This is a genomic window from Streptomyces sp. NPDC048171 (assembly GCF_043202655.1).
Lineage (GTDB): Bacteria > Actinomycetota > Actinomycetes > Streptomycetales > Streptomycetaceae > Streptomyces.
In genome coordinates this window covers 229,598-254,659 of the sequence record NZ_JBIDAU010000013.1, presented here as the reverse complement: position 1 = coordinate 254,659, position 25,062 = coordinate 229,598, and the positions used below count along the sequence as shown (strand labels likewise).

Below are 25,062 nucleotides of genomic sequence, written 5' to 3'. Positions count from 1 at the left end.
GATGACCCACACCAGCGTGCGGATCGACGGGAACCGGCTGCTGCTGCCGGGCGGGGCCGTGGTGCGGTTCATCCGCACCCTGCGGCTGCCCGAGCAGGGCACCCATCCGCTGCCGCCCGGGCTCGGCGAGTTCCCGGTCCGCCGCGTCGCCGACTACGCGGACACGGTCCCCGAGTCCTGGCGGGCCCGCGGCGGCGTGATGCTGCCGGTGTACCTGCGGGAGGCCATGTGGCTGAGTTTCGCGGGCACGAGGGAGCCCACCGCGCTCCAGGTCGGGGTGGGCAAGGTGTGCGCGGTCTCGGGCAGGCCCTGGAGCGGCCGGCTGTCCCGCGATCCGCAGAACTACGTGGTCCTGCCGCGCCAGCCCTGGCTGGACGGCATCAACTCCGGGACGGGCACGGTCCGGCAGTTCGTGGCGGTGCCGCTCGGCATGGGGGCGACCGTCGAGGGCCAGGTCACCGGGGAGGAGGTGTGGGGCGGAGTCCAGTTGCAGGACTTCCGTCTCAACGACCGGGAACTGGAGCGGTGGCGGGAGGCGGAGCGGCGGCGCGCCGAGTTCGCGCGCCGGGCGGCCCCTCCCGGTGGCGCCTTCGGGGCGGCCATGCCGGCTCCGGCCGCCCCCGGCGCGGCCGCCGCCTACGGGGGCGCGGCCAGGTCCCGGTCCGCGCCCGCGATGGGGCTGGGCGTCGGCGGGTCCATGCGCCAGGAGGTGTACCGGGACGAACGGCCGCTGGAGCACTGGGCCGACAGCCCGGCGGGCCGGGTCTTCGTGCACCTGGTCACGCCGCCGGAGTGGCGTCGGATCACGGGCGAGGAGCCGCCGCCGTCCCCGGTGGACCGGGCCGCGTACACACAGGCGGGCCTGCCCTGGTACGACTACTACGACCAGGACGCCCACGACCTCGCGCCCACCGAGCCGCTGCGGGACGTCCAACCGGTCGGCGAGTGGCTCGGGGACGACCACGAGCCGTGGCAGGCACCGGGGCAGCAGCAGGTGCGCCCGCTGAAGGACGCGCAGGGCAAGCCGGTGGAGGACGGGGACTGGTAAGAGGCGGCAGGCCGGTGGGAGAGCCACGGGGTACGAGGCGAGGAGCAGGTGCGTGAGCGGTGACGGCTGGAGCAGGCGGCGGTTCGTCGGGCTGCTCGCCCGGACGGCCGGCGCGGGGGCGGTGCTGCCCGTGGCGGCGGGGTGCGGCGGCGCGCCCGACCCGTCGTCACCGGCGCCCTCCCCGACGCCCACGGCGCCGGGCGCGAGCGCGGGCGCCTCGGGCAGGCAGGGCGACGCCACCGGCCCGCGCCCGCTGTACGTCGGCACGTACACCTCGGCCGAAGGCGGCGGCAAGGGCGTCGGCCTCGCCGAGTACGACCCCCGCACCGGGCGGATCACCGGGCGTGGCGTCCTCACCGGCGTCGGGGATCCCTCGTATCTCGCGGCGCATCCCGACGGGCGCACCCTGTACGCGGTGAGCGAGCGCGAGGACGGAGCGGTGACCGCCGTCCGGCTGTCCGACCGGACGGTCCTGGGCAGCCGGAGCACCGGTGGCGCCGCGCCCTGCCATCTGTCCGTGCATCCGGGCGGGCGCTGGCTGCTCAGCGCCAACTACGGTTCGGGCAGCGTCGCCGTGCACCCGATCGACGCCTCGGGCGCGCTCGGGGAGCGCACCGACCTGGTGACCCACTCCACTCCCCCGCCCGGCCCCGGACAACAGGGGCCGCACGCGCACCAGGTCGTCACCGCTCCCGACGGTGGCCATGTGCTCGCGGTGGACCTCGGCACGGACACCGTGTACACCTACCGGCTGGACGAGGCGTCGGGCAGGCTCACCGAGGTCGCGCGGGCCCGGACCCGGCCGGGTGCCGGACCCCGCCACCTCACCTTCCACCCCGGCGGCCGCCACGCCTACCTCGCCAACGAGGTCGACGACACGGTCGCGGTCTGCGCGTACGACCCCGGGACGGGCCGCCTGACCGTCGGCGAGGCGCAGTCCACGGGCACGGGGTCCGGCACCAGTCACCCGGCGCAGATCCTGGTGACGGCCGACGGCTCGCACGCCTTTCTCGCCAACCGGGGGCACAACAGCCTCACGCGCTACGCGGTGGAGGCGGACGGCGCCCGGCTGCGGCTGCTCGGCACGGTGCCGGTGGGCGGCGACTTCCCGCGGCAGATCGCCTTCTCCCCGGACGGCGGGCTGCTCTTCGCGGCGAACCAGAGGTCCGGCACCGTCAGCGTCTTCCACGTGTCCGAGGGCGGTGAACTGCGTTCCGCCGGGGAGCCGTTCGCCTCACCCGTCGCCGTCTGTGCGCTGCCGCTGTAGGGCCCGGGGGCAGGAGGCGGCGCTCGCCTGCGACAGCAGCACGTGCACCCGCTCCGTGAGCTGCCCGATGTCGTCGGCCGGCGCGTGGAAGGGCAGGCGTACGTCGCCGTGGGAGCGGGCGCGCTCGATGCGCAGGGTCAGCCCGTGCCGGTCGACGGCGAGCGGCCGCACCCGGACCGCGCCGTGCAGGCTGTCGGCCTCGACGAGCCGGGTCAACCGCTCCACCGCGTCGCCGTGGCAGTCGGCGAGGTGGGTCAGCAGCCGGGCCTCGGCCAGCGCCAGCGGGTCGGGCTCGGCGGCGGCGAACTCGTCGAGGTCGACCACCACCGCACCGGACGGCCGCCGCAGCACCACCCGCGTGGGCCGGAACGCCAAGTGCCCGTCCGCCACGGCGAACCACCCGGCGAGCCAGAGCCGCGCCCTGATCCGGCCCCGCACCGGGACGGGCGCCACGTCGGCGAACTCCAGCACGGCGGACGGCTCTCCGCGCGGTGCGCAGATCGCCGCCCCGAGCAGGGCGCTGTCCTCGGGCACGTGCAGGAACACCTGGCCGTCGTCGCCGACCGTGTGCGCGCCGACGAACTCCTCGCGGCCGCCTTCCGCGGTCACCGCGCAGGACCAGGCGGCGGCGAGTACGGAGCGGGCCTGCTCCGCCGCGGCAGGCGCGGCCGTCCAGGCGTGGCTGTCACCCATCCTCAACCTCCGTCATCAATTCATTAGGTAAGGCTCACCTAACCTATCGGAGTTCGCGGCGTGCGCCAACCAGGACGCGTGATCTTTGCGAGACCTTTTCAGCGCGCCGGACGGCGCACGTCGGCGGCCCGGGGGCGCGTTCCTAAGTGCAACGCGGGCGCTCAGGGGGCGATGGCGCCGAGCAGCGCCCGCGCACACAGGTCGCGCACCTGCTCCCGGGCGGGCTCCGGGTCCCGCAGCCACTCCAGGCAGACCGCGGTGGTGAACGCCAGCCAGCCGCGCACCGCGAGCCGCACGTCGCCGCGCTCCTCGAAGGCCGGGCCGAACTCCGGGTCGGCGGCCAGGGCCGCGAGGATCTGCCGCTCCTGCGCGGCGAGCGCCTGCCGGTAGACCCGGCGCACCGCCTGGTCGCCGGTCGCGTCGGCGCGGTGGAAGGCGCGGTAGCCGTGCGCGTGGGCCCGGACGTACTCCAGGTACGCGTCGAGCCCCGCGGTGAGCTGCTCGCGGACCGGGACCCCGGGCACGGCCGCCGTCATCCGCAGCATGCGCTCGCTCTCGCGCTCGACGACCGCGGCGAAGAAATCCCGTTTGTTCGGGAAGTAGTGGTACAGCAATCCGCGGGAGACCCCGGCGATCTCGGCGACCTGCTCGATCCAGACCTCGTCGTACGGGCTCTCCGAGAACAGCCGCGCCCCCACCGAGAGCAACTGCTCCCGGCGCTCGCCGGTGCTGAGCCGGCGGCGTGTGCGCTCGCCCTGTTTCGCGGCCATGTCCGCACCTTACTTGACGCCGGTTCAACAACGGGACGAGACTGGGAGCCGCTATTGAATCCATGTACAACACGCTTGCCCCAGGTGGGCAACACGCCGCCGCGTCAAGGGAGACCGCGCATGGCCCGGACGACGAACGAGGCGGCCCGGGACGGCCTGCCGAAAGGCTTCCGCAGCGCCGAGCTGGGCTGGCCCGAACTGCACCGCATACCCCGCCCGCCGTACCGCGTCCCCCTGCTGGGGGACGTGATCGGGGCGAGCCGGCGCACGCCGATGCAGGACTCGCTGCGGTACGCGCGGCAGTTGGGGCCGATCTTCCGGCGGCGGGCCTTCGGCAAGGAGTTCGTCTTCGTGTGGGGCGCCACGCTCGCCGCCGACCTGGCGGACGAGTCGCGCTTCGCCAAGCACGTGGGGCTCGGCGTGGCCAACCTGCGGCCGGTGGCCGGGGACGGCCTGTTCACCGCGTACAACCACGAACCCAACTGGCAGCTCGCGCACGACGTGCTGGCGCCCGGCTTCAGCCGCGAGGCCATGGCCGGGTACCACGTGATGATGCTGGACGTGGCCTCACGGCTCACCGACCACTGGGACCGGGCCCGGGCCGCGGGACGGGCGGTGGACGTGCCGGGCGACATGACCAAGCTGACGCTGGAGACCATCGCGCGCACCGGGTTCGGGCACGACTTCGGGTCCTTCGAGCGCTCCCGCCCGCACCCCTTCGTCTCCGCGATGGTGGGCACGCTCACCTACGCGCAGCGCCTCAACACGGTGCCCGCACCGCTCGCCCCCTGGCTGCTGCGCGAGGCGAGCCGCCGCAACGCCGCCGACATCGCCCACCTCAACCGCACCGTGGACGACCTCGTCCGCGAACGCCGGGCCGCGGCGGGCGGCGAGGGCGACCTGCTCGACCGGATGCTGGAGACGGCCCATCCCGTCACCGGTGAGCGGCTGTCACCGGAGAACGTCCGCAGGCAGGTCATCACGTTCCTGGTCGCCGGGCACGAGACCACCTCGGGCGCGCTCTCCTTCGCCCTGCACTACCTCGCCCAGCACCCCGTCGTCGCCGCCCGGGTCCGGGACGAGGTGGACCGCGTCTGGGGCGACACCGAGGCACCCGGCTACGAGCAGGTGGCCAGGCTGCGCTACACGCGCCGGGTGCTGGACGAGTCGCTGCGGCTGTGGCCGACCGCTCCCGCCTTCGCGCGGGAGGCCCGCGAGGACACGGTGCTGGGCGGGGCGCACCCGATGCGGCGCGGGGCCTGGGCACTGGTGCTCACCGGGATGCTGCACCGCGACCCCGACGTGTGGGGCCCGGACGCCGAGAGCTTCGACCCGGACCGCTTCGACGCGAAGGCCGTACGGTCGCGCGCCCCGCACACCTTCAAGCCGTTCGGGACGGGGGCGCGGGCCTGCATCGGACGGCAGTTCGCGCTGCACGAGGCGACGCTGGTGCTGGGTCTGCTGCTGCGCCGCTACGAGCTGCGGCCCGAGCCCGGCTACCGGCTGCGGGTGACCGAGCGGCTGACGCTGATGCCGGAGGGGCTGCGGCTGCGGCTGGAGCGGCGCACCGCGTCCGGCGGTCCCGGCCCGGCGCCGGAGGACGGCGCCCGCACCGCGGACACCGAGGACGCCGGGGACACCGCGTCAGCTGCCCGCTGTCCAGTGCACCGGGCGGGTGACTGAGCCGGGCAGCCGGGTACCGGCGCCGCCCCGGGCCGCGGTGAGCTGCGGCTGGGTGAGGAAGAAGGCTCCCGTCAGGTCCGCGTCCGTCAGGTCGGCGTCGCGCAGGTCCGCACCGATCAGGTCGGCGCCCCGCAGGTCCGCGCCGGTGAGGTCGGCGGCGATGAGGTAGGCGCCGCGCAGATCGGCCCCGGCGAGGTCGGCGCCCCTGAGGCGGGCGCCCATCAGGTCGGCGTTGCGGCGGTTCTTCCTGCGGCCGCGGGTGCCGGACCGCACCAGTTCGCTGGTGCGCAGCAGGAGCGCGTTGACCCGCTGCCGGTGCGCGGCCACGTCGAGGGCCGCGAGTTCCCCGGGGGTCCCCTCGGTGAGCTGCTCGGTGTCGGCCAGGGCGCGGCGCAGGTCGGGGTGGACCCGGGCGGCGGCGGGCAGGGTGAGCGCCTCGGTCAGGTACCAGAGCAGTTCGTGCAGTTGGCGGACGACCGGGAAGACGTCGAAGACGAGGCGGGCGCGCTCCGGCGGGCCGGTGCGCCAGTCCTGTCCGCCGAAGGTGACCTGCGAGACCTGCTGCCCGGCGCCGAAGCAGTCGTAGACCGTGCAGCCGGTGAAGCCGCGGTCCCGCAGCTCGGCGTGGATGCCGCAGCGGTGGTCGGTGCCGAGGTTCGGGCAGGGCTTACCCGCGTCCTTGTCGATGGCGAAGTCCGCCGAGCGGGCGAACGGGAGGGCCACGCAGCACAGACCGAAGCACTGCCCGCAGTCGGCGCGCAGCGCGGTCCGGTCCACCGTGTGTTCTCGCATGTCACCGAGGATACGGGCCCTCGGCACGCCCCCGTGCCGGCGGCTCCCGGCCCCGGTCAGTCCTCCAGCGCGGACAGGTCGAGGCGGGCCAGCCGCTCGGGGTCGGACAGGATGTACAGGCCGGTGATGAGTCCGTCGGCGACGGTGACGTAGGTGACCGACCGCGGACGTCCCTCGGTGACGGCGACGGTGCCCACCGCGCCGTTGACCAGGACGAGGCGTGCCGCCCCCGCGAGGTGGCGGAAGTGGAAGGCGCCGGTGGCGACCGTCCGGGCGCCGGCGACGACCTTGGACGCGGCCGGGCCCCGGCCCAGCGCACCGGCGTCCGCGCGCAGCACCACGTCCGGGTGGAGCACGGACACCAGCGCCTCGAAGTCCCCGGCGCGGCTCGCGGCGAGGAACGCCTCGACCGCCCGGCGCTGCCGGCCCAGGTCCGGGTCGGCGACGGGGGTGGCGTCCCGCACCCGGCGCCGGGCCCGGCTGGCCAGCTGCCGGGTGGCGGCCGGGCTGCGCTCGACGATCCGCGCGATGTCGTCGAAGGGCACGGCGAACATGTCGTGCAGGACGAACGCCAGGCGTTCGGCCGGTTCCAGGGTCTCCAGCACCACGAGCAGGGCGATGCCCACCGAGTCGGTGTGCAGGGCCTCCTGCTCCGGGTCGGCCTGCGGCAGCGCCCGCAACACCGGGTCAGGCACGAAGGTGTCGAAGCCCTCGGTCATCGGCTCCTCGCGGCGCGCGGTCCGGGAGCGCAGCAGGTCCAGGCAGACCCGCCCCGTCACCGTGGTCAGCCAGGCGCCCAGGTTGTCGATGCCGTCGGCGCCGGTGCGGTCGAGGCGCAGCCACGCCTCCTGCACGGCGTCCTCCGCCTCGGCCGCCGAACCGAGCATGCGGTAGGCGACCGCCTTCAGCTGCCCCCGGTGCTCCTCGAACCGCTCGGCGAGACGCCCCTGCCCCGGCTCGGCCCACTCCCCCGCCATGCCGCTACCGCCCGAAGACTTCGAAGGTCACCGCCGGCTTTCCGCCGAACCGCTCTCCCGCGGACCGGGCGAAGCCGGTGAGGAAGCCGCGCACGTACGTCTCGGGGTCCTCCTCGGTCAGCACCTCGATGTACGTCCGGTGTTCGAGCAGCGAGCGCACCGCGCGCTCCAGTCCCGGCGTGGCGTCCACGGCGTGGGTGGGCGAGGCGGAACCGGCGACCGCGACCCAGCGCACACCGTCCCAGGGTTCGAGGCCCTGTTCGGTCAGCTCGGGGAAGATCCACCGGTTGCCCGCGTCGGACGCGGCGTCCAGCGTCGCCCGGCCCACGGCGACGTGGTCCGGGGTGTTCCAGGCGACGCCGCCCCAGGTGTCCCGGTGGTTGAGGGTGATGACGAGCTCGGGCCGGTACCGGCGTATCGCGGCGGCGATGTCGCGGCGCAGCGGAACGCCGTACTCGATGACACCGTCCCGGTGGTCGAGGAACTCCACCTCGCTCACGCCGACGACCGCGGCGCTCGCCCGCTGCTCCCGTTCGCGCAGCGGGGCGCACTCGGCGGGGGCCATGGTGTCGATGCCCGCCTCGCCCCGGGTGGCGAGCACGTAGGCGACCTCCCGGCCCTCGTCGGTCCAGCCGGCGATCGCCGCGGAGCAGCCGTACTCCAGGTCGTCCGGGTGGGCGACGACGGCGAGGGCGCGGCTCCAGTCGCCGGGCATGGGCTCCAGTTGCGTGATCGTCGGCTCCGTCATGTCCGCACACTAACCCGCGCCACCGACATCCCACCCGGATATCCGACCGCGGCTCCGGTCAGGCCTCGTCGCGGGCCAGCGCGAGCAGCCGGTCCAGGACGCGGGGGCCGCCGGCCCGCACGCCGTCGTGCTCGAACTCGTCGGTCACCCAGGTGCGCAGTCCGCGGATCGCGCGGGCGGTGGTCAGGGCGTGGGCGGTGTCGACGTACATGTCGTCGTGGTAGACGGCCGCGGCGGCCGGTACCTCGTTGGCGGCGAGGCGGGAGGGGTCGTACAGGGGCGTCCAGTCGGTGCGGGCGGCGAGCAGGCCGGCGGTCTCGCGCAGCGGGCGCAGCGCCGGGTCGCAGTCGAACATCCAGGGGTGGACCGACTCGCCGGTGAACATCAGCGGTTCGTCGCCGGCGAGTGCCTTGGCGGCGTCGAAGCGGGGGAACTCGGCGCGGACCCGCTCGGCCGACCAGTCGGTGGGGCGGGCGTCCTGGCCGTAGATGGCCTCGTGGACGAGGGCGTACAGCGGGTGGCCGGCGTACGACAGCAGGCCCTGCACCTGTTCCTGGAAGTCGTCGGAGAGTTCGTGTCCGCCCGGGGTGCGGACGAACGCGTCCTCCAGGAGGAAGTGCAGGCGGTGGCTGCCCTCGCTGCCGCCGAGGAGGATGCCGAGGGACTGGAAGGCCTCGACGGTCAGCCGGTAGCCGCCCGGCAGGACCACGTCATGGGTGAGCAGGTGGTCGGCGATGCGGCGGGCTCGTTCGACGTCCTGCGGGTAGCGGGCGTAGTGCGCGGCGACCTTGCGTTCGATACGGGGGTAGGCGGCCCGGTAGATCTCGTCGGCGTGGGCGTCCAGGGAGGGCAGGCCGCCGGTGATCAGGGCGGTGCTCAGGCCCTCGGGGGCCAGGGACAGGTAGGCGACGGTGCAGAAGCCGCCGAAGCTCTGGCCGAGGACGGTCCAGGGGGCGCCGCCGGTGACCTGGGGGCGGATGGCCTCGCAGTCGCGGACGATGGCGTCGGCGCGGAAGTGGGTGAGGTAGTCGGCCTGCTCGGCCGGGCCGCCGCGCAGCGGGAGGGTCTGGCGGTTGGCGGGCGTGGAGGCGCCGGTGCCGCGCTGGTCGAGGAGCAGGACGCGAAACTCCTTGAGGGCTCGGCCGAGCCAGGCGGGACGGCCGATGAAACGGTTCGCCCCGAAGCCGGGACCACCCTGGAGGTAGACCAGCCACGGCAGGTCCTGGTGCGCCTTGTCGCTCGCGACGGCCTCGCGCGCGTACAGCTCGATCGTCTCCCCGGAGGGGTCGCGGTGGTCGAGGGGCACGGTGAAACGGCGGTCGGTGAGGACGACACCTGGCTGGCGGTAGCTGACGCTCAACGGGGCTCCCGGGACGGACGGATGTGACGGTCGGATTTCTCGGCCGTGTCCCAGTTCAGCACACGGTCTTGCGGCGGCGGACCCCCGGGATCATGAAATCGTTCCGGGCGGCCGGTCAGCGGGCGGCGAGGCTGGAGCGCCGCACCACCAGTTCGGGCTGGAGCACCACCCTGCGGTGCGGGTGGGTCCGGTCGGTGCCGTCCAGCTCCGTCTCCTCCAGGAGCAGCTCGGCCGCCATCGCGCCCATGGTGACGGCGGGCTGGCGCACGGAAGTGAGCGGGACGGCCGCCGCGGCGGCGAACTCGATGTCGTCGTAGCCGACGATCGCGAGGTCGTCGGGGACGCTCACCCCGGCCGCGTACAGGGCCTGGAGGACGCCCAGGGCGAGCAGGTCGTTGGCGCAGAAGACGGCGGTCGGCCGGTCGGCGAGCCCGAGCAGGCGGGCGCCGGCGTCGCGCCCCGCGGAGACGTCGAGGCGTTCGGTGGGCAGTTCGCGCAGCGCGTCGGGGCCGAGGCCGGCCTCGGCGAGCGCGGCGAGTGCGCCGGTACGGCGGTCGCGCACCTGGTTGAGTCCCGGCGGGCCGCTGACGTAGGCGATGGAGCGGTGTCCGGCGTCCACCAGGTGGCGCACGGCCAGCGCGCCGCCGGCGACGTCGTCGACGGAGACCGAGCACTCGGTGGTGCCCTCGGCGACCCGGTCGACGAGCACGAAGGGGATGTTGTGGCGCCGGAAGCCCTCGATGTTGCGGCCGGTGGCGTCGGCGGGGGTGAGCAGGACGCCCCGGACCCGCTGCTCGGCGAAGAGCGAGAGGTACTCGGCCTCCTCGCCGGGGCTCTGGGCACTGTTGCAGACCATCACGCCGAGCCCGGCGTCCCGCGCGGCCCGCTCGGCGCCGCGCGCGACGTCGACGAAGAAGGGGTTGCCCATGTCGAGGACGAGCAGCCCCATGATCCGGCTGCGGCCCGCGCGCAGCTGGCGCGCGGACTCGCTGCGGACGTAGCCGAGCCGGTCGATCGCGGACAGCACCCGCGCGCGGGTCTCGGTCGCGACGGTGTCGGGCCGGTTGATGACGTTGGAGACCGTGCCCACGGAAACTCCGGCGGCGCGGGCGACGTCCTTGATACCCACGGAATGGGCCATCGGGCAGGGACCTCCGAGGTCGGGCCGGGTACGGGTGGGCGGCCGCAGGGCCTTCACACTACCTGCGCCGCCCCGGGAAGATTCTCGTCAGGCGAGGTGGAACACCTCGGTCAGGGGCTTCATCGCCTCGTCGGGACGCGTCCCGTCCAGGGACTCGAAGAGCGGCCCCATCTCCGCCTGCCACCGGGCGTTCACCTCGGTGGCCTCCATCCCGGCCCGGGCGGCGGCGAAGTCCTCGGTCTCCAGGTAGCCGACGAGCAGGCCGTCGTCGCGCAGGAAGAGCGAGTAGTTGTGCCAGCCGGTGGCGGAGAGCGCCTCGCACATCTCCGGCCACACGGCTGCGTGGCGTTCGCGGTACTCCGCGATGCGGTCCCGGCGGACCTTGAGCAGGAAACAGACGCGTCGCATGAAGTACCGCTCCCGTACGCGAGGTGGAGGCTAGAAGTTGAACTGGTCGACGTTCTCGGCGGTGAAGACGGTGGGCTTGCCGAGGTTGATCACGCCGTCCTTGCCGATGGTGTACTCGCCCATGGCGCCGGCCTTGAAGGTCTCGCCCTCCTTGCCGGTGATCTGCCCGGAGGACAGGGCGACGGCGGTGTGCGCGGCCAGTTCACCGAGCTTGGCCGGGTCCCACAGCTCGAACGCCTCGACGGTGCCGTTCTTGACGTACTTGCGCATGTCGTTGGGCGTGCCGAGTCCGGTCAGCCTGACCTTGCCCTTGTACTTGGAGCCGGACAGGTACTGTGCGGCGGCCTTGATGCCGACGGTGGTTGGGGAGATGATCCCCTTCAGGTCGGGGTGCTCCTGGAGCAGGCCCTGGGTCTGCTGGAAGGACTTCTGCGCGTCGTCGTCACCGTAGGCGACCTTGACCAGCTTGATGTCCTTGTACTTCGGGTCCTTCAGCTCGTCCTTCATGATGTCGATCCAGGCGTTCTGGTTCGTCGCGGTCTGCGCGGCGGAGAGGATCGCGATCTCGCCCTTGTTGCCGATCTGCTCGGCGAGCAGCTGCACCTGGGTGCGGCCGAGGTCGTCGGCGGACGCCTGGGAGATGAAGGCGTTGCGGCACTCGGGGTTGGTGTCCGAGTCGTAGGTGACGACCTTGATGTCGTTCTTCATGGCCTGCTTGAGCGCGGTGCACAGGGCGCCCGGGTCCTGCGCGGAGACGGCCATGGCGTCGACCTGCTGCTGGGTGAGCGTGTTGACGTAGGAGACCTGCCCTGCGGTGTCGGTGCCGCTGGAGGTGCCGACCTCCTTGTAGCTGGAGCCGAGTTCCTTCAGCGCCTTCTCGCCGCCCTTGTCGGCGACGGTGAAGTAGGGGTTGTTGACCTGCTTGGGCAGGAAGCCGACGGTCAGCCCCTTCTTCGTCTCGGCGTTCGGATCGGCGTTCCCGGCGGTGGCGGCCTTGCCGCCCTCGTCCTTGACGTCCTCCTTGGTGGTGCCACCGCAGGCGGTGGCGGCGAGGCTGAGAGAGGTGACAGCGGCGAGAACTACGCAGCTACGGCGGAGGGAGCACTTGCGCATGGTGGGTTTCCTTCTGACGGAGGGTGAGCGGAGCGCGCCCCCTCAGGGGCGCGGGACTGTTTCGATATGCGGCTCCGCCGCGTGGCCGCGACCAGCCACATGCGGCCCGCAGCCGTCGTACATCGCTAGGAGGTCAACCTCTGCGCCCTCGCGACCGAGACCTGCCGAGCGACCCGAGGTCCCAGCACGGACAACACGAGCAGCACACCGGTCACGACGATCTGCGACTGCGCCGAGACATCTTGAAGACTCATCACGTTCTGCAACGCCCCGAGCAGGAACACCCCGGCGATCGCGCCGCCCAGCGTGCCCTTCCCTCCGTCGAAGTCGATGCCGCCCAGCAACACGGCGGCGACGACGGACAGTTCGAGCCCCATGGCGTTGTCGTACCGCGCGCTCGCGTAGTGCAGCGCCCAGAAGATCCCGGTCAGCGCGGACATCAGCCCGGTCAGCGTGAAGAGGATCAGCTTCTGCCGCCGGACCCTGATCCCGGCGAACCGCGCGGCCTCCTCGCCGGCGCCGACCGCGAACAGCGCCCGGCCGAACGGCATGGCGTGCAGGGCGACCACGGCGATGGCCAGCAGCACGAGGAACGGCAGGAAGGCGTACGGGATGAACGTGTCGCCGATCCGGCCGGCCGCGAAGTCCAGGTACTGCGAGGGGAAGTCGGTGACCGCGTCGGAGCCGAGCACGATCTGCGCGATGCCCCGGTAGGCCGCCAGGGTGCCGATCGTCACGGCGAGGGAGGGCAGGCCGAGCCGGGTGACGAGCAGCCCGTTGACCAGGCCGCAGACGACGCCGAGCAGCAGGCAGATCGGGATGATCGCCTCGATGGTCATGCCCTGGTTCCACAGGGCACCCATCACCGCGCCGGACAGACCGGCGGTCGAGGCGACCGACAGGTCGATCTCGCCGGAGACGACCAGCAGGGTCATCGGCAGGGCGATGAGCGCGATCGGCAGGGTGTTGCCGATCAGGAAGGACAGGTTGAGGGCGTTGCCGAAGCCGTCGACGAAGCCGAAGGAGAACAGCAGCACCACGATGAACAGGGCACCCACTACGGTGTCCCAGCGGATCGCTCGCGCGACGGAGCCGTCAGCCATGGCGTGCGTTCCTCTTCTTCAGGGCGTTGGCCACACGCAGCGCGACGATCCGGTCGACGGCGATGGCGAGGATGAGCAGGATGCCGTTGATGGCCAGCACCCACACGGAGCTGACCCCGAGCGCGGGCAGTACGCTGTTGATCGAGGTCAGCAGCAGCGCGCCGAGGGCCGCGCCGTAGACGCTGCCGGAGCCGCCGGTGAAGACGACGCCGCCGACCACCACCGCGCTGACGACGGTCAGTTCGTACCCGTTGCCGGTGCCGGAGTCGACGTTGCCGAAGCGCGCCAGGTACAGGGCGCCGGCGAGTCCGGCGAGGGCACCGCAGAAGGTGTACGCGGCGAGGATCCGCCTGCGCACGGGGATGCCGGCCAGCCGGGCGGCCTCCGGGTTGGAGCCGAGCGCGTACAGCTCGCGTCCGCCGCCGAAGTGCTTGAGGTAGTACGCCGTGGCGACCAGCACGGCGAGCGCGATCAGCGCCAGCCACGGCACGGCCCAGATGCCGCCGGAGCCGAAGTCGACGAAGCCGCCGGGCAGGTCGGCCGCGGTGATCTGGCGGGAGCCGACCCAGATGGAGTCGATGCCGCGGATGATGTAGAGGGTGCCGAGGGTGACGACCAGCGCGGGGACCTGGCCGAGGCTGACGAGCAGGCCGTTGAGGAGGCCGAAGCCGACGCCCATCAGCACCGCGAGGACCACGGCGACGAACGGGTTGCCGCCGCCCTGGAGGTACGTACCGGCGGCGAAGGCGCTGATGCCGAGGGTGGAGCCGACCGACAGGTCGACGTTGCGGGTGATGACGACCAGCGACTGGCCGGTGGCGACCAGTACCAGGATGGTCGCGTTGAGCAGCAGGTCCTTGATGCCCTGTTCGGACAGGAACGCGCTGTTGCCGGCCTGGGTGACGCCGATCATCACCAGGAAGACCAGCAGGATGGCCAGTTCGCGCATCTTGAAGATGCGGTCGACCAGCCGGGTGGCGCCGGCCTTGGGGATGTCGGCCACCGGGCTCCGGTCGGGTGCGGTCACCGTCATGCGGCGGCCCTCCCCGTGGCTGCGGCCATCACGGTCTCCTCGGTGGCGTCGGTGCGGGGTATCTCGGCGGTCAGCCGCCCCTCGTGCATCACGAGGACGCGGTCGGCCATGCCGAGGACCTCCGGCAGGTCGGAGGAGATCATCAGTACGGCCACGCCGTCGGCGGCCAGTTCGCTCAGCAGCCGGTGCACCTCGGCCTTGGTGCCGACGTCGATGCCCCGGGTCGGCTCGTCGACGATCAGCACCTTGGGTCCGGTGGCCAGCCACTTGGCCAGGACGACCTTCTGCTGGTTTCCGCCGGACAGGGTCGAGACGGTGTCGGCGATGCGGGCGTACTTGACCTGGAGCCTGACGGCCCAGTCGAGGGAGCGGCTGCGTTCGGCGCCCCGGTCCATGAACCCGGCCCGCGCCGTCCTGCGGAGCCCGGTGAGGCCGATGTTGCGCTCGATGGACATGCCCATCACCAGGCCCTGGGCGCGCCGGTCCTCCGGGACGAGGGCGAGGCCGGCGGCCATCGCGGTGGACGGGGCGCCGTTGACCAGCGGCCTGCCGTCGACCTCCACCGTCCCGGCGTCCCAGCGGTCGACGCCGAAGACGGCGCGGGCGACCTCGGTGCGCCCGGCGCCCACCAGTCCGGCGAGGGCGACGATCTCACCGCGGCGCACCTCGAAGGAGACGTCGGTGAACACGCCCTCGCGGGTCAGTCGGCGCACGCTCAGGGCGATTTCGCCGGCCCGGACCTCCTGCTTCGGGTACAGCTCGTCGAGGTCGCGGCCGACCATGCGGCGTACCAGGTCGTCCTCGGTCATGCCGTCCAGCGGCTCGCTGGAGATGCGGGCGCCGTCCCGCAGCGTGGTGACGCGGGCGCAGATGCGGAAGATCTCCTCCAGGCGGTGGGAGATGAACAGCACGGCGGCGCCCTGCTCGCGCAGACTGCGTACGACGCCGAAGAGCCGGGCGACCTCGCTGCCGGTGAGAGCGGCGGTCGGCTCGTCCATGATCAGGACGCGGGCGTCGAACGAGAGGGCCTTGGCGATCTCCACGATCTGCTGGTCCGCGATGGACAGGCCGCGCGCGGGGCGGTCGGGGTCCAGCTCGACGCCGAGGCGCCGCATCAGGTTCGCGGTGGCGTCGTGGGTCGCCCGGTGGTCGATGCGGCCGAGCGCGCGCCGGGGCCGGCGGCCCATGAAGATGTTCTCGGCGATCGACAGGTCGGGGAAGAGGGTGGGCTCCTGGTAGATCACGGCGATGCCGGCGTCGCGGGCGTCGCCGGGACCGTGGAAGACGACCGGCGCACCGTCGAGCAGCACCTGGCCGGCGTCCGGCCGGTGCACTCCGGCGAGCGTCTTGATGAGGGTCGACTTTCCGGCACCGTTCTCACCGGCGAGGGCGTGCACCTCGCCGGGGAACAGTTCCAGGGAGACGTCCCGCAGCGCGCGGACCGCGCCGAAGGACTTGGAGACGTCCCTGAGCGCCAGAACCGGGGCCGTACCCGTGTCGGACGGGTGGGTCATTGGGGGCTCCTCGACGACGCCGGCGGGACGGCCCTCACGGCGTCGTGAAAGGTTTCAACTCGGTTGCCGGGGACGTTAGGCAGCGAGGCCATGTCACGTCAATGGTTCCGGATCGAAAAACTTGCGATAGCCGAAGGTCACGACCGAGTCACGGACAGCGGGGTCGGCCGGAAGGCTTGACACCCCTTCGGGCGGCTCATAGCTTCGCGTTCTGAATCGTTTCACAGTTGGTCGTGCGCACAGCCGGCCACGACCCGACGTCACAGGAGCCCCGAAGTGACCGAACCAGCCGCGGTGAAGGCAGCGCTCAAGACCCAGGCCGTCGAGACGCCGTCGTGGGCGTACGGGAACTCGGGCACCCGGTTCAAGGTGTTCGCCCAGGCAGGTGTCCCGCGCGACCCGTTCGAGAAACTGGACGACGCGGCCAAGGTGCACGAGTTCACCGGCGTCGCCCCGACCGTGGCCCTGCACATCCCGTGGGACCGGGTCGAGAACTACGCCGCGCTGGCCGAGCACGCCGAGGACCGAGGGGTACGGGTCGGCGCCATCAACTCGAACACCTTCCAGGACGACGACTACAAGCTGGGCAGCATCTGCCACCCCGACGCGGCGGTGCGCAGGAAGGCCGTCGACCACCTGCTGGAGTGCGTCGACATCATGGACGCCAGCGGTTCCCGGGACCTGAAGCTGTGGTTCGCCGACGGCACGAACTATCCGGGGCAGGACGACATCCGGTCCCGGCAGGACCGGCTCGCCGAGGGACTGGCCGAGGTGTACGAGCGGCTCGGCGAGGGGCAGCGGATGCTGCTGGAGTACAAGCTCTTCGAGCCGGCGTTCTACACGACGGACGTGCCGGACTGGGGCACGGCGTACGCGCACTGCCTGAAGCTGGGCGAGAAGGCACAGGTCGTGGTCGACACGGGGCACCACGCGCCGGGCACGAACATCGAGTTCATCGTGGCGACGCTGCTGCGGGAGGGGAAGCTCGGCGGGTTCGACTTCAACTCGCGCTTCTACGCGGACGACGACCTGATGGTCGGCGCGGCCGATCCGTTCCAGCTGTTCCGGATCATGTACGAGGTGGTGCGCGGGGGCGGGTTCTCGTCGGACGTGGCGTTCATGCTCGACCAGTGCCACAACATCGAGGCGAAGATCCCGGCGATCATCCGGTCGGTGATGAACGTGCAGGAGGCCACGGCGAAGGCGCTGCTGGTCGACGGGGCGGCGCTGGCTGCTGCGCAGGCCGACGGGGATGTGCTGGAGGCCAATGCCGTGCTGATGGACGCGTACAACACGGACGTGCGTCCGCTGCTTCGTGAGGTGCGGGGGGAGATGGGGTTGGACCCCGAGCCCCTCCATGCCTACCGGGCGTCCGGGTGGGGCGAGAAGGTCGTCGCCGAGCGGGTGGGTGGGCAGCAGGCGGGGTGGGGGGCGTAGGCGTCTCCCGGGCTCGTGTTGTTCGCGGGCTGCGGGTTGTCCGTGGTTGATCGCGCAGTTCCCCGCGCCCCTTACGGGGCGCTTCTCCCTCCCTCTCTCGTAAGGACTGGAAGACATGGCTGTCCACCCCGAAGCCGCCGCGCTCCTCGCTCGTTCGCATCGGCTCGGTGCCGATGCGCGAAACACCAACTACGCCGGTGGCAACGCCTCCGCGAAGGGTGTCGAGACCGATCCCGTCACCGGAGGTGACGTCGAGCTGATGTGGGTCAAGGGGTCCGGTGGGGATCTCGGGACGCTCACCGAGGGCGGGCTCGCGGTGTTGCGGCTGGACCGGATGCGGGCGCTCAAGGACGTCTACCCGGGCGTCGGGCGGGAGGACGAGATGGTCGCCGCCTTCGACTACTGCCTGCACGGCAAGGGCGGCGCGGCGCCCTCCATCGACACGGCGATGCACGGGCTCGTCGAGGCCGCGCACGTGGACCACCTCCACCCCGACTCCGGGATCGCGCTGGCCTGCGCGGCCGACGGCGAGAAGCTGACCGCCGAGTGCTTCGGCGACACCGTGGTGTGGGTGCCGTGGCGGCGGCCCGGATTCCAGCTGGGGCTGGACATCGCGGCGGTCAAGGAGGCGAATCCGGGAGCGATCGGGTGCGTGCTCGGCGGGCACGGCATCACCGCCTGGGGCGACACCTCCGAGGAGTGCGAGCGCAATTCGCTGCACATCATCCGCACCGCGGAGCGGTTCCTCGAGGAGCGCGGGAAGGCCGAGCCGTTCGGGCCGGTGATCGAGGGCTACGAGGCGTTGGCCGAGGGCGACCGGCGGGAGCGGGCGGCGGCGCTGGCGCCGTACGTGCGTGCTCTCGCCTCCCGGGACCGGCCGCAGGTCGGCCACTTCACCGACGCGGACGTGGTGCTCGACTTCCTCGCGCGTGCCGGACACCCGCGGCTCGCCGCCCTCGGCACCTCCTGCCCCGACCACTTCCTGCGCACCAAGGTCCGCCCGCTGGTCCTGGACCTGCCCCCGAGCACCCCGCTGGACGAGACGGTGGCGCGGCTGAAGGAGCTGCACGCCGCCTACCGCGAGGAGTACGCCGCCTACTACCACCGGCACGCCGAACCCGGCTCGCCCGCGATGCGCGGCGCCGACCCGGCGATCGTGCTGGTGCCGGGCGTCGGCATGTTCAGCTTCGGCAAGGACAAGCAGACCGCCCGGGTGGCCGGCGAGTTCTACGTCAACGCGATCAACGTGATGCGCGGCGCGGAGTCCGTGTCGGCGTACGCGCCGATCGAGGAGTCGGAGAAGTTCCGCATCGAGTACTGGGCGCTGGAGGAGGCCAAACTCCGGCGGATGCCGAGGCCCAAGCCGCTGGCGACGCGGGTCGCGCTGGTCACCGGCGCGGGCAGCGGGATCGGGAAGGCGATCGCGCGACGGCTGGCCGACGAGGGCGCCTGCGTGGTGGTGGCCGACCTGAACGCGACGAACGCGGCGGAGGTGGCCGAGGAGCTGGGCGGGGCGGACCGGGCCGTCGCGGTGACCGTCGACGTCACCTCCGAGGAGCAGATCGCCGACGCCTTCAGGGCGGCGGTGCTCGCCTTCGGCGGCGTGGACCTGGTGGTCAACAACGCGGGGATCTCCATCTCCAAGCCGCTGCTGGAGACCTCGGCGAAGGACTGGGACCTCCAGCACGACATCATGGCCCGCGGCTCCTTCCTGGTCTCGCGCGAGGCGGCACGGGTGATGACCGCGCAGGAACTCGGCGGCGACATCGTCTACATCGCCTCGAAGAACGCGGTCTTCGCCGGGCCGAACAACATCGCCTACTCCGCGACCAAGGCCGACCAGGCCCACCAGGTGCGGCTGCTCGCCGCCGAGCTGGGCGAGCACGGCATCCGGGTCAACGGCGTCAACCCGGACGGTGTGGTGCGCGGTTCGGGGATCTTCGCGGGCGGGTGGGGCGCCCAGCGGGCGGCCGTGTACGGGGTGCCGGAGGAGAAGCTGGGCGAGTTCTACGCGCAGCGGACACTGCTCAAGCGCGAGGTGCTGCCCGAGCACGTCGCGAACGCCGTGTTCGCGCTGACCGGCGGCGACCTGACCCACACCACCGGCCTGCACGTCCCGGTGGACGCCGGCGTGGCCGCCGCGTTCCTGCGATGAGCGGTGCGAGGGACGCCGGCACGAAGGCGTACGCCGCGGTCGACCTCGGCGCGTCCAGCGGGCGCGTCATGGTCGGCCGCGTCGGCCCCGACCGGCTGGAGCTGACCGAGGCGCACCGCATCCCCAACCGTCCGGTCCGCACGCCCGAAGGGCTGCACTGGGACATCCTGGGGCTGTACGCGGGCGTGCTGGACGGCCTGCGCGCGGCGGGGCCGGTGGACTCGGTGGGCGTCGACAGCTGGGCCGTCGACCACGGCCTGCTCGACGCGGACGGAGCGCTCCTCGGCAACCCGGTGCACTACCGCGACCCCCGCACCGAGGGCGTCGCGGAGCGGGTGTGGGAGACGCTGCCCGCCCCGGAGCTGTACGCGGCGACCGGGTTGCAGTACGCCCCCTTCAACACCCTGTACCAGCTCGTCGCCGCCCGCGGCACGGCCCGGTTCGCGGCCGCCCGGCGGCTGTTGCTGGTGCCGGACCTGCTGACGTACTGGCTGACCGGGGAGCAGGGCACGGAGCTGACCAACGCCTCCACCACCCAGTTGATCGACCCCCGCACCCGGGACTGGTCGCGGGAGGTGGCGGACCGGGCGGGCATCGACCTCGGCCTGTTCGCGCCGCTGCGGCGGCCGGGGGACGCGGCGGGCCTGCTGCGGCCCGAGGTGCTGGAGGAGACGGGGCTCACCGGGCCGGTGCCGGTGACGGCGGTCGGCTCGCACGACACCGCGTCCGCGGTGGCCGCCGTACCGGCCGCGGACGAGCGGTTCGCCTACATCTGCACCGGCACCTGGTCGCTGGCGGGTCTGGAGCTCACCGCTCCGGTGCTGACCGAGGAGAGCCGCGCCGCCAACTTCACCAATGAGCTGGGGCTGGACGGCACGGTCCGCTACCTGCGCAACATCATGGGGCTGTGGCTGCTCCAGGAGTGCGTACGGGCGTGGGGCGGGCCCGATCTGGGCGGACTGCTGCGCGCGGCGGCACGGGTGCCCGCGCTGCGGTCGGTGGTGGACGCGGGTGACCCCGCGTTCCTGGCGCCGGGGAGGATGCCGGAGCGGATCGCCGAGGCGTGCCGCGCCTCCGGGCAGCCGGTGCCCACGTCGCCCCCCGAGGTGACCCGCTGCATCCTCGACTCGCTGGCGCTGGCCCATCGCAGGGCCGTCGAGGACGCCCAGCGGCTCGCCGGGCACCCGGTGGACGTCGTGCACGTCGTCGGCGGGGGCACCCGCAACGCGCTGCTGTGCCAGCTGACGGCCGACGCCTGCGGGCTGCCCGTGGTGGCGGGGCCGACGGAGGCCGCCGCGCTCGGCAACGTCCTCGTGCAGGCGCGCGCCCACGGCCTGGTGGACGATCTCGCCGGAACACGGCGGCTGCTGGCGCGCACACAGGCGCTGACCCGGTACGAGCCGCGCGGTGGCACGGCACGCTGGCGGGCGGCCGAGGCCCGACTCGCCGACCGGTGAACCGGGGCTCCCCCGGCACCGCCGTACGGACTACCCTGCACTCATCATTCATCCGATGATCGAACATGAGGAGTCGCGATGCGTGTCGCCCTGTTCCTGACCTGCGTCAACGACACGCTCTATCCGGACACCGGCCGGGCCGTGCTGAGGCTGCTCACCAGACTGGGCGTCGACGTCGACTTCCCGATGGCGCAGACCTGTTGCGGACAGGCGCACTACAACACCGGTTACCGGCACGAGGCCGAGCCGCTGGCCCGGCGCTTCGCCGACGTCTTCGCCGAGTACGACGCGGTCGTGACGCCGTCGGGTTCGTGCGGCGCGATGGTGCGGGAGCTGTATCCGCGCATGGGTGAGCGGGCGCGGGCGGAGGGGCGCGGGGACACGCTCGCGGCGACGCTGGCACCGGTGGTGCCGAAGACGTACGAGCTGACGGAGTTCCTCGTGGATGTGCTCGGGGTGACGGACGTCGGGGCGTACTACCCGCACACGGTGACCTACCACCCGACCTGCCACGGGCTGCGGAGCCTGGGCCTGGGCGATCGGCCCCGGCGGCTCCTTGAGGCGGTGAAGGGCCTGGAACTGGTGGAGTTGCCGGGGGCCGAGGAGTGCTGCGGCTTCGGCGGCACCTTCGCCGTGAAGAACTCCGACGTGTCGGCGGCGATGGGCGCGGACAAGGTGCGCAACGCCGAGTCGACGGGCGCCGAGGTCCTGTGCGCCGCGGACAACTCCTGTCTGATGCACATCGGCGGGACCATGACGCGGCTGCGCACGGGCATGCGCCCGGTGCACATCGCGGAGATCCTGGCGAACACGGAGGAGGAGGCGGCCGTATGAGCGGGACGTATCTGGGGATGCCGGCGTTTCCCGAGGCGGCGCGGGAGGCCGTGGCCGACACCACGCTGCGCGGCAATCTGCGCCACGCCACGCACACCATCCGGGACAAGCGGGCCCGCGCGGTCGCGGAACTGGACGACTGGGCGGAGCTGCGCGAGGCCGGGAAGCGCGTCAAGGACCACACCCTGCGCCATCTCGACCGGTACCTGGTGCAGCTGGAGGAGGCGGTCACGGCCGCGGGCGGGACGGTGCACTGGGCCGCCGACGCGGACGAGGCCAACGAGATCGTCGCCCGGCTGGTCGAGGAGACCGGTGAGAGCGAGGTCGTCAAGGTCAAGTCGATGGCGACGCAGGAGATCGGCCTCAACGAGGCGCTGGAGGCCCGGGGCATCCACGCCTACGAGACCGATCTGGCCGAGCTGATCGTGCAGTTGGGCAAGGACCGGCCCTCGCACATCCTGGTGCCGGCCATCCACCGCAACCGGGGCGAGATCCGGGACATCTTCCGCTCCGAGATGAGCGAGTGGGGCCGCCCGGCGCCCGAGGGCCTGACCGACACACCGGCCGAACTCGCGGAGGCGGCACGGCTGCACCTGCGGGAGAAGTTCCTGCGCGCCAAGGTCGGCATCTCCGGCGCCAACTTCATGGTCGCCGAGACCGGCACGCTCGTGGTCGTGGAGTCCGAGGGCAACGGACGGATGTGCCTGACCCTGCCGGAGACGCTGATCTCGGTCGTCGGCATCGAGAAGATCGTGCCTACCTGGCGAGACCTGGAGGTCTTCCTCCAGACCCTCCCCCGTTCCTCGACCGCAGAGCGCATGAACCCGTACACCTCCATGTGGACGGGCGCCGGCGACGGCCGGGCCGGGGAAGGGGACGGCCCGCGCACCTTCCACCTGGTCCTGCTGGACAACGGCCGCACCGACACCCTCGCCGACGAGGTCGGCCGCCAGGCGCTGCGCTGCATCCGCTGCTCGGCCTGCCTGAACGTGTGCCCGGTGTACGAGCGGGCCGGCGGCCACGCCTACGGCTCGGTCTATCCGGGCCCGATCGGCGCCATCCTCAGCCCTCAACTGCGGGGCACGGGAAGCGAGATCGACGCCTCCCTGCCGTACGCGTCCTCGCTGTGCGGTGCCTGCTACGAGGTGTGCCCGGTCGCCATCGACATCCCCGAGGTGCTGGTGCATCTGCGGGAGCGGGTGGTGCAGGGCGGGCCCGCGGTGCGCGAGGGCAACCGGGTGGTGCTGAAACCGGCGAAGGGCCACGCCGCCGAACGGGCGGCGATGCGGGCGGCGCGGTGGGCCTTCACCCGTCCGGGGGCGCTGCGGACCGGGCAGCGGCTGGCGTCGCGCAGCCGCCGTCTGCATCCGCGCACCCTGCCGGGCCCCGGACGGGCGTGGAGCGGCAGCCGGGATCTGCCGCCGGTGCCCCCGGAGCCGTTCCGGGACTGGTGGCAGCGCACGCACGGCGGAAGGGACGAGGCGAAGTGAGCAGCAGGGAACGCATCCTGGGCCGGGTGCGGCGCGCCCTCGCCAACGCGCCGGCCGACGAGGTGCCCGTCGCACGGGACTACCTGCGCGAGCACGGGTGGCGGACCACCGAACAGACGGTGGCGCTGCTGGCCGAGAACCTCGCGGACTACCGGGCGATCGTGCACCGGTGCACGGAGGGTGAGCTGCCCTCGCTGCTGGCCGGTCTGCTGTCGGCGCGCGGCTCGCGGAGCGTGCTGGTGCCGCCGGGGCTGGACCCGGGCTGGCTGGCGGAGGCGGGGGCGAGCCCGGTCCCGGACGACGCGGCGAGCACCCCGCAGGAACTCGACCGGGTGGACAGCGTGGTCACCGGCTGCGCGGTCGCCGTCGCCGAGACCGGCACGATCGTGCTGGACGGCTCGCCCGACCAGGGGCGCCGGCGCATCACCCTCGTCCCCGACCACCACATCTGCGTCGTGCGCGTGCCCGGCCAGGTGGTCTCCTCCGTCCCGCAGGCCCTCGAACGCCTCGACCCGGTCCGTCCGCTGACGTGGATCTCCGGTCCGTCGGCGACGAGCGACATCGAGCTGGACCGGGTCGAGGGGGTGCACGGTCCGCGCACCCTGGAGGTGGTGCTGGTGGGCGGTCAGCCGAGCGGGAACGTCACCTCGTAGCGCCCGGTGCGGCCGGCGGTGACGTCGCAGGTGAGGTGGCCGGACCGGGGGTGCGGACGGTGGAGCGCGGCCGCGCTCGGTCCAGACCGTCACCGTCCCGTGGTGGCGGGTGGCGGCCCGCGGCTGCCGTCGGATCCCCGAGGAGCCGTCGGGCGGACCGGCCCTTCGTCCTCCGACGGGACGTCACCGGTGAGCGGCGGGCCGCGCCCGCGTCTAGCGTGAGGTCATGATCCGGTTCGAGGACGTCACCAAGCGCTATCCGGACGGGACGACTGCCGTGGACGGCCTGAGTCTGGAGGTGGCCGAGGGCGAGCTGGTCACGCTCGTGGGCCCGTCGGGCTGCGGCAAGACGACCACGATGATGATGGTCAACCGGCTGATCGAGCCGACCTCGGGGCGCATCCTCGTGGACGGCGAGGACGTGGCGAGCGTCGATCCGGTGCGGCTGCGGCGGCGGATCGGGTACGTCATCCAGCAGGTGGGGCTCTTCCCGCACCGGACGGTGCTGGACAACACGGCGACGGTGCCGGCGCTGGTCGGCTGGAAACGGGCCAAGGCGCGGGAGCGCGCCGCCGAACTGCTGGACCTGGTGGGCCTGGACCCGGCCCAGTTCGGGCCGCGCTATCCGGACCAGCTCTCCGGCGGGCAGCGGCAGCGGGTCGGCGTGGCGCGCGCGCTGGCCGCCGATCCGCCGGTGCTGCTGATGGACGAACCGTTCGGGGCGGTCGACCCGGTGGTACGGGCGCAGTTGCAGGACGAGTTCCTGCGGATGCAGGCCGCGGTGCGCAAGACGGTGCTGCTGGTCACGCACGACATCGAGGAGGCGGTGCGGCTGGGCGACCGGATCGCCGTGTACGGGGAGGGACGCATCGAGCAGTACGACACGCCCGGCGCGGTGCTCGGCAGTCCCGCGACGCCGTACGTCGCCTCCTTCGTGGGCTCGGACCGCGGCCTGAAGCGGCTGTCCGTGACCGAGATCGAGCCCGGCGACCTGGAACAGCCCCCGGTGGCGCGGCTGGACGGGCCGGCGGGGCGGGCCGCCGCCGAACTGCGGGCGCAGGGCGCGCGATGGGCCGTCGTCCTGGACGACGAGGGCGAACTGCACGGCTGGGTCGGCGTCGACGACCTCGGCGCGGACGGGACGGTCGGCGCACACGCCCGCCGGATGAAGGCGTGGGTGCCGGTGGGCGCGCCGCTGAAGCAGGCGTTCGGGGTGATGCTCCAGCACGACGCGGGCTGGGTCGCGGTCCTGGACGGGGCCCGCTTCCTCGGCGTCCTGACGCCCGCCAAGCTGCACGAGGCGCTGCGCAGGTCGGTCGACGCGGACGCGCTCGGGGTACCGCGGGACGAGGTGCGGTTCGACTCGGTGGCGGACGCCTGAGGGGC

Annotated in this window: 22 protein-coding genes; 10 read left to right on the top strand and 12 right to left on the bottom strand. The window is 72.9% G+C overall.

From position 1 onward, the window contains the following. Position 1 precedes the first annotated feature (1 nt). Both ACGF3J_RS33070 and ACGF3J_RS33065 read left to right on the top strand, forming a co-directional pair. The gene (locus ACGF3J_RS33070; RefSeq protein WP_393855488.1) at positions 2 to 1,048 is read left to right on the top strand and encodes a hypothetical protein; all 1,047 of its coding nucleotides are present in this window, start codon (positions 2 to 4) and stop codon (positions 1,046 to 1,048) included. 52 nt (positions 1,049 to 1,100) lie between these two features. Then, positions 1,101 to 2,315 carry a lactonase family protein gene (locus ACGF3J_RS33065; protein WP_393855487.1) on the top strand — a complete coding sequence of 405 codons (1,215 nt, stop codon included), beginning with the start codon at positions 1,101 to 1,103 and terminating at the stop codon, positions 2,313 to 2,315. Here ACGF3J_RS33065 and ACGF3J_RS33060 read toward each other — a convergent pair. Together ACGF3J_RS33060 and ACGF3J_RS33055 are read right to left on the bottom strand one after the other, a co-directional pair. Next, positions 2,283 to 3,008, bottom strand: coding sequence for a DUF2470 domain-containing protein (locus ACGF3J_RS33060; protein ID WP_161329244.1), 726 nt, complete (start codon positions 3,006 to 3,008; stop codon positions 2,283 to 2,285). The genes ACGF3J_RS33065 and ACGF3J_RS33060 overlap by 33 nt on opposite strands. 161 nt (positions 3,009 to 3,169) lie before the next feature. After that, positions 3,170 to 3,778, bottom strand: coding sequence for a TetR/AcrR family transcriptional regulator (locus ACGF3J_RS33055; protein WP_122615239.1), 609 nt, complete (start codon positions 3,776 to 3,778; stop codon positions 3,170 to 3,172). A gap of 120 nt (positions 3,779 to 3,898) precedes the next feature. Here ACGF3J_RS33055 and ACGF3J_RS33050 point away from each other — a divergent pair, with 120 nt between their 5' ends. Next, the gene (locus tag ACGF3J_RS33050; RefSeq protein ID WP_393855486.1) at positions 3,899 to 5,461 is read left to right on the top strand and encodes a cytochrome P450; all 1,563 of its coding nucleotides are present in this window, start codon (positions 3,899 to 3,901) and stop codon (positions 5,459 to 5,461) included. Here ACGF3J_RS33050 and ACGF3J_RS33045 read toward each other — a convergent pair. The 10 genes from ACGF3J_RS33045 to ACGF3J_RS33000 form a co-directional block, all read right to left on the bottom strand. Then, complete coding sequence (locus tag ACGF3J_RS33045; RefSeq protein ID WP_161329242.1) at positions 5,423 to 6,253, bottom strand: pentapeptide repeat-containing protein; 831 nt, start codon at positions 6,251 to 6,253, stop codon at positions 5,423 to 5,425. The two genes, ACGF3J_RS33050 and ACGF3J_RS33045, sit on opposite strands and share 39 nt — an antisense overlap. Before the next feature lie 56 nt (positions 6,254 to 6,309). Beyond that, positions 6,310 to 7,230: an RNA polymerase sigma factor SigJ gene (sigJ, locus tag ACGF3J_RS33040; protein ID WP_393855485.1), complete on the bottom strand. Its 921-nt coding sequence runs from the start codon at positions 7,228 to 7,230 to the stop codon at positions 6,310 to 6,312. A 4-nt stretch (positions 7,231 to 7,234) separates the two neighbouring features. Beyond that, entirely contained in the window at positions 7,235 to 7,978 is a 744-nt protein-coding gene (locus tag ACGF3J_RS33035; protein WP_161328981.1) for a PIG-L deacetylase family protein, read from the bottom strand. Positions 7,979 to 8,036: 58 nt separating this feature from the next. Beyond that, a complete protein-coding gene (locus ACGF3J_RS33030; protein WP_161328982.1) occupies positions 8,037 to 9,338 on the bottom strand; it encodes an alpha/beta fold hydrolase in 1,302 nt (433 codons plus the stop codon). Between the two features lie 115 nt (positions 9,339 to 9,453). Next, positions 9,454 to 10,479 carry a LacI family DNA-binding transcriptional regulator gene (locus ACGF3J_RS33025; protein WP_122615442.1) on the bottom strand — a complete coding sequence of 342 codons (1,026 nt, stop codon included), beginning with the start codon at positions 10,477 to 10,479 and terminating at the stop codon, positions 9,454 to 9,456. Between the two features lie 87 nt (positions 10,480 to 10,566). Then, positions 10,567 to 10,887, bottom strand: coding sequence for an L-rhamnose mutarotase (locus ACGF3J_RS33020; RefSeq protein WP_122615244.1), 321 nt, complete (start codon positions 10,885 to 10,887; stop codon positions 10,567 to 10,569). A 30-nt stretch (positions 10,888 to 10,917) separates the two neighbouring features. After that, positions 10,918 to 12,000, bottom strand: a complete 1,083-nt coding sequence (gene rhaS, locus ACGF3J_RS33015; RefSeq protein ID WP_393855484.1) for a rhamnose ABC transporter substrate-binding protein — start codon at positions 11,998 to 12,000, stop codon at positions 10,918 to 10,920. Between the two features lie 125 nt (positions 12,001 to 12,125). Beyond that, positions 12,126 to 13,103, bottom strand: a complete 978-nt coding sequence (locus ACGF3J_RS33010) for an ABC transporter permease (RefSeq protein ID WP_161328984.1) — start codon at positions 13,101 to 13,103, stop codon at positions 12,126 to 12,128. Then, complete coding sequence (locus tag ACGF3J_RS33005) at positions 13,096 to 14,136, bottom strand: ABC transporter permease (RefSeq protein WP_161328985.1); 1,041 nt, start codon at positions 14,134 to 14,136, stop codon at positions 13,096 to 13,098. The genes ACGF3J_RS33010 and ACGF3J_RS33005 overlap by 8 nt, the downstream gene beginning before the upstream one ends. After that, on the bottom strand, positions 14,133 to 15,650 hold the full coding sequence (locus ACGF3J_RS33000; protein ID WP_393855483.1) for a sugar ABC transporter ATP-binding protein: 1,518 nt from the start codon (positions 15,648 to 15,650) through the stop codon (positions 14,133 to 14,135). Before ACGF3J_RS33000 ends, ACGF3J_RS33005 begins: the two co-directional genes overlap by 4 nt. A 276-nt stretch (positions 15,651 to 15,926) precedes the next feature. On the opposite strand from ACGF3J_RS33000, the gene rhaI reads away from it, so the two are divergent. From rhaI to ACGF3J_RS32965, 7 genes are all read left to right on the top strand, one after another. After that, positions 15,927 to 17,087, top strand: coding sequence for an L-rhamnose isomerase (gene rhaI, locus ACGF3J_RS32995; RefSeq protein WP_393855482.1), 1,161 nt, complete (start codon positions 15,927 to 15,929; stop codon positions 17,085 to 17,087). A gap of 115 nt (positions 17,088 to 17,202) precedes the next feature. Next, positions 17,203 to 19,242: a bifunctional aldolase/short-chain dehydrogenase gene (locus ACGF3J_RS32990; protein WP_393855481.1), complete on the top strand. Its 2,040-nt coding sequence runs from the start codon at positions 17,203 to 17,205 to the stop codon at positions 19,240 to 19,242. Continuing rightward, positions 19,239 to 20,699: a rhamnulokinase family protein gene (locus ACGF3J_RS32985; protein ID WP_161328989.1), complete on the top strand. Its 1,461-nt coding sequence runs from the start codon at positions 19,239 to 19,241 to the stop codon at positions 20,697 to 20,699. The genes ACGF3J_RS32990 and ACGF3J_RS32985 overlap by 4 nt, the downstream gene beginning before the upstream one ends. A gap of 78 nt (positions 20,700 to 20,777) precedes the next feature. Then, entirely contained in the window at positions 20,778 to 21,533 is a 756-nt protein-coding gene (locus ACGF3J_RS32980) for a (Fe-S)-binding protein (RefSeq protein WP_161328990.1), read from the top strand. Then, positions 21,530 to 23,023: a LutB/LldF family L-lactate oxidation iron-sulfur protein gene (locus tag ACGF3J_RS32975; RefSeq protein ID WP_393855480.1), complete on the top strand. Its 1,494-nt coding sequence runs from the start codon at positions 21,530 to 21,532 to the stop codon at positions 23,021 to 23,023. Before ACGF3J_RS32980 ends, ACGF3J_RS32975 begins: the two co-directional genes overlap by 4 nt. Beyond that, entirely contained in the window at positions 23,020 to 23,676 is a 657-nt protein-coding gene (locus tag ACGF3J_RS32970; protein ID WP_393855479.1) for a lactate utilization protein C, read from the top strand. Before ACGF3J_RS32975 ends, ACGF3J_RS32970 begins: the two co-directional genes overlap by 4 nt. 226 nt (positions 23,677 to 23,902) lie before the next feature. Then, the gene (locus ACGF3J_RS32965; protein ID WP_393855478.1) at positions 23,903 to 25,057 is read left to right on the top strand and encodes an ABC transporter ATP-binding protein; all 1,155 of its coding nucleotides are present in this window, start codon (positions 23,903 to 23,905) and stop codon (positions 25,055 to 25,057) included. Positions 25,058 to 25,062 lie beyond the last annotated feature (5 nt).

Bases quoted from the DNA above. Each gene is read 5' to 3' on its own strand.
- ACGF3J_RS33060 (WP_161329244.1), bottom strand. From the start codon at position 3,008: ATGGGTGACAGCCACGCCTGGACGGCCGCGCCTGCCGCGGCGGAGCAG.
- ACGF3J_RS32965 (WP_393855478.1), top strand. From the start codon at position 23,903: ATGATCCGGTTCGAGGACGTCACCAAGCGCTATCCGGACGGGACGACT.
- ACGF3J_RS32990 (WP_393855481.1), top strand. From the start codon at position 17,203: ATGGCTGTCCACCCCGAAGCCGCCGCGCTCCTCGCTCGTTCGCATCGG.
- ACGF3J_RS32975 (WP_393855480.1), top strand. From the start codon at position 21,530: ATGAGCGGGACGTATCTGGGGATGCCGGCGTTTCCCGAGGCGGCGCGG.
- ACGF3J_RS33005 (WP_161328985.1), bottom strand. From the start codon at position 14,136: ATGACGGTGACCGCACCCGACCGGAGCCCGGTGGCCGACATCCCCAAG.
- ACGF3J_RS33000 (WP_393855483.1), bottom strand. From the start codon at position 15,650: ATGACCCACCCGTCCGACACGGGTACGGCCCCGGTTCTGGCGCTCAGG.
- ACGF3J_RS33010 (WP_161328984.1), bottom strand. From the start codon at position 13,103: ATGGCTGACGGCTCCGTCGCGCGAGCGATCCGCTGGGACACCGTAGTG.
- ACGF3J_RS33055 (WP_122615239.1), bottom strand. From the start codon at position 3,778: ATGGCCGCGAAACAGGGCGAGCGCACACGCCGCCGGCTCAGCACCGGC.
- ACGF3J_RS33045 (WP_161329242.1), bottom strand. From the start codon at position 6,253: ATGCGAGAACACACGGTGGACCGGACCGCGCTGCGCGCCGACTGCGGG.
- ACGF3J_RS33025 (WP_122615442.1), bottom strand. From the start codon at position 10,479: ATGGCCCATTCCGTGGGTATCAAGGACGTCGCCCGCGCCGCCGGAGTT.
- ACGF3J_RS33020 (WP_122615244.1), bottom strand. From the start codon at position 10,887: ATGCGACGCGTCTGTTTCCTGCTCAAGGTCCGCCGGGACCGCATCGCG.
- ACGF3J_RS32985 (WP_161328989.1), top strand. From the start codon at position 19,239: ATGAGCGGTGCGAGGGACGCCGGCACGAAGGCGTACGCCGCGGTCGAC.
- ACGF3J_RS32980 (WP_161328990.1), top strand. From the start codon at position 20,778: ATGCGTGTCGCCCTGTTCCTGACCTGCGTCAACGACACGCTCTATCCG.
- rhaS (WP_393855484.1), bottom strand. From the start codon at position 12,000: ATGCGCAAGTGCTCCCTCCGCCGTAGCTGCGTAGTTCTCGCCGCTGTC.
- ACGF3J_RS33035 (WP_161328981.1), bottom strand. From the start codon at position 7,978: ATGACGGAGCCGACGATCACGCAACTGGAGCCCATGCCCGGCGACTGG.
- sigJ (WP_393855485.1), bottom strand. From the start codon at position 7,230: ATGGCGGGGGAGTGGGCCGAGCCGGGGCAGGGGCGTCTCGCCGAGCGG.
- ACGF3J_RS33050 (WP_393855486.1), top strand. From the start codon at position 3,899: ATGGCCCGGACGACGAACGAGGCGGCCCGGGACGGCCTGCCGAAAGGC.
- ACGF3J_RS33070 (WP_393855488.1), top strand. From the start codon at position 2: ATGACCCACACCAGCGTGCGGATCGACGGGAACCGGCTGCTGCTGCCG.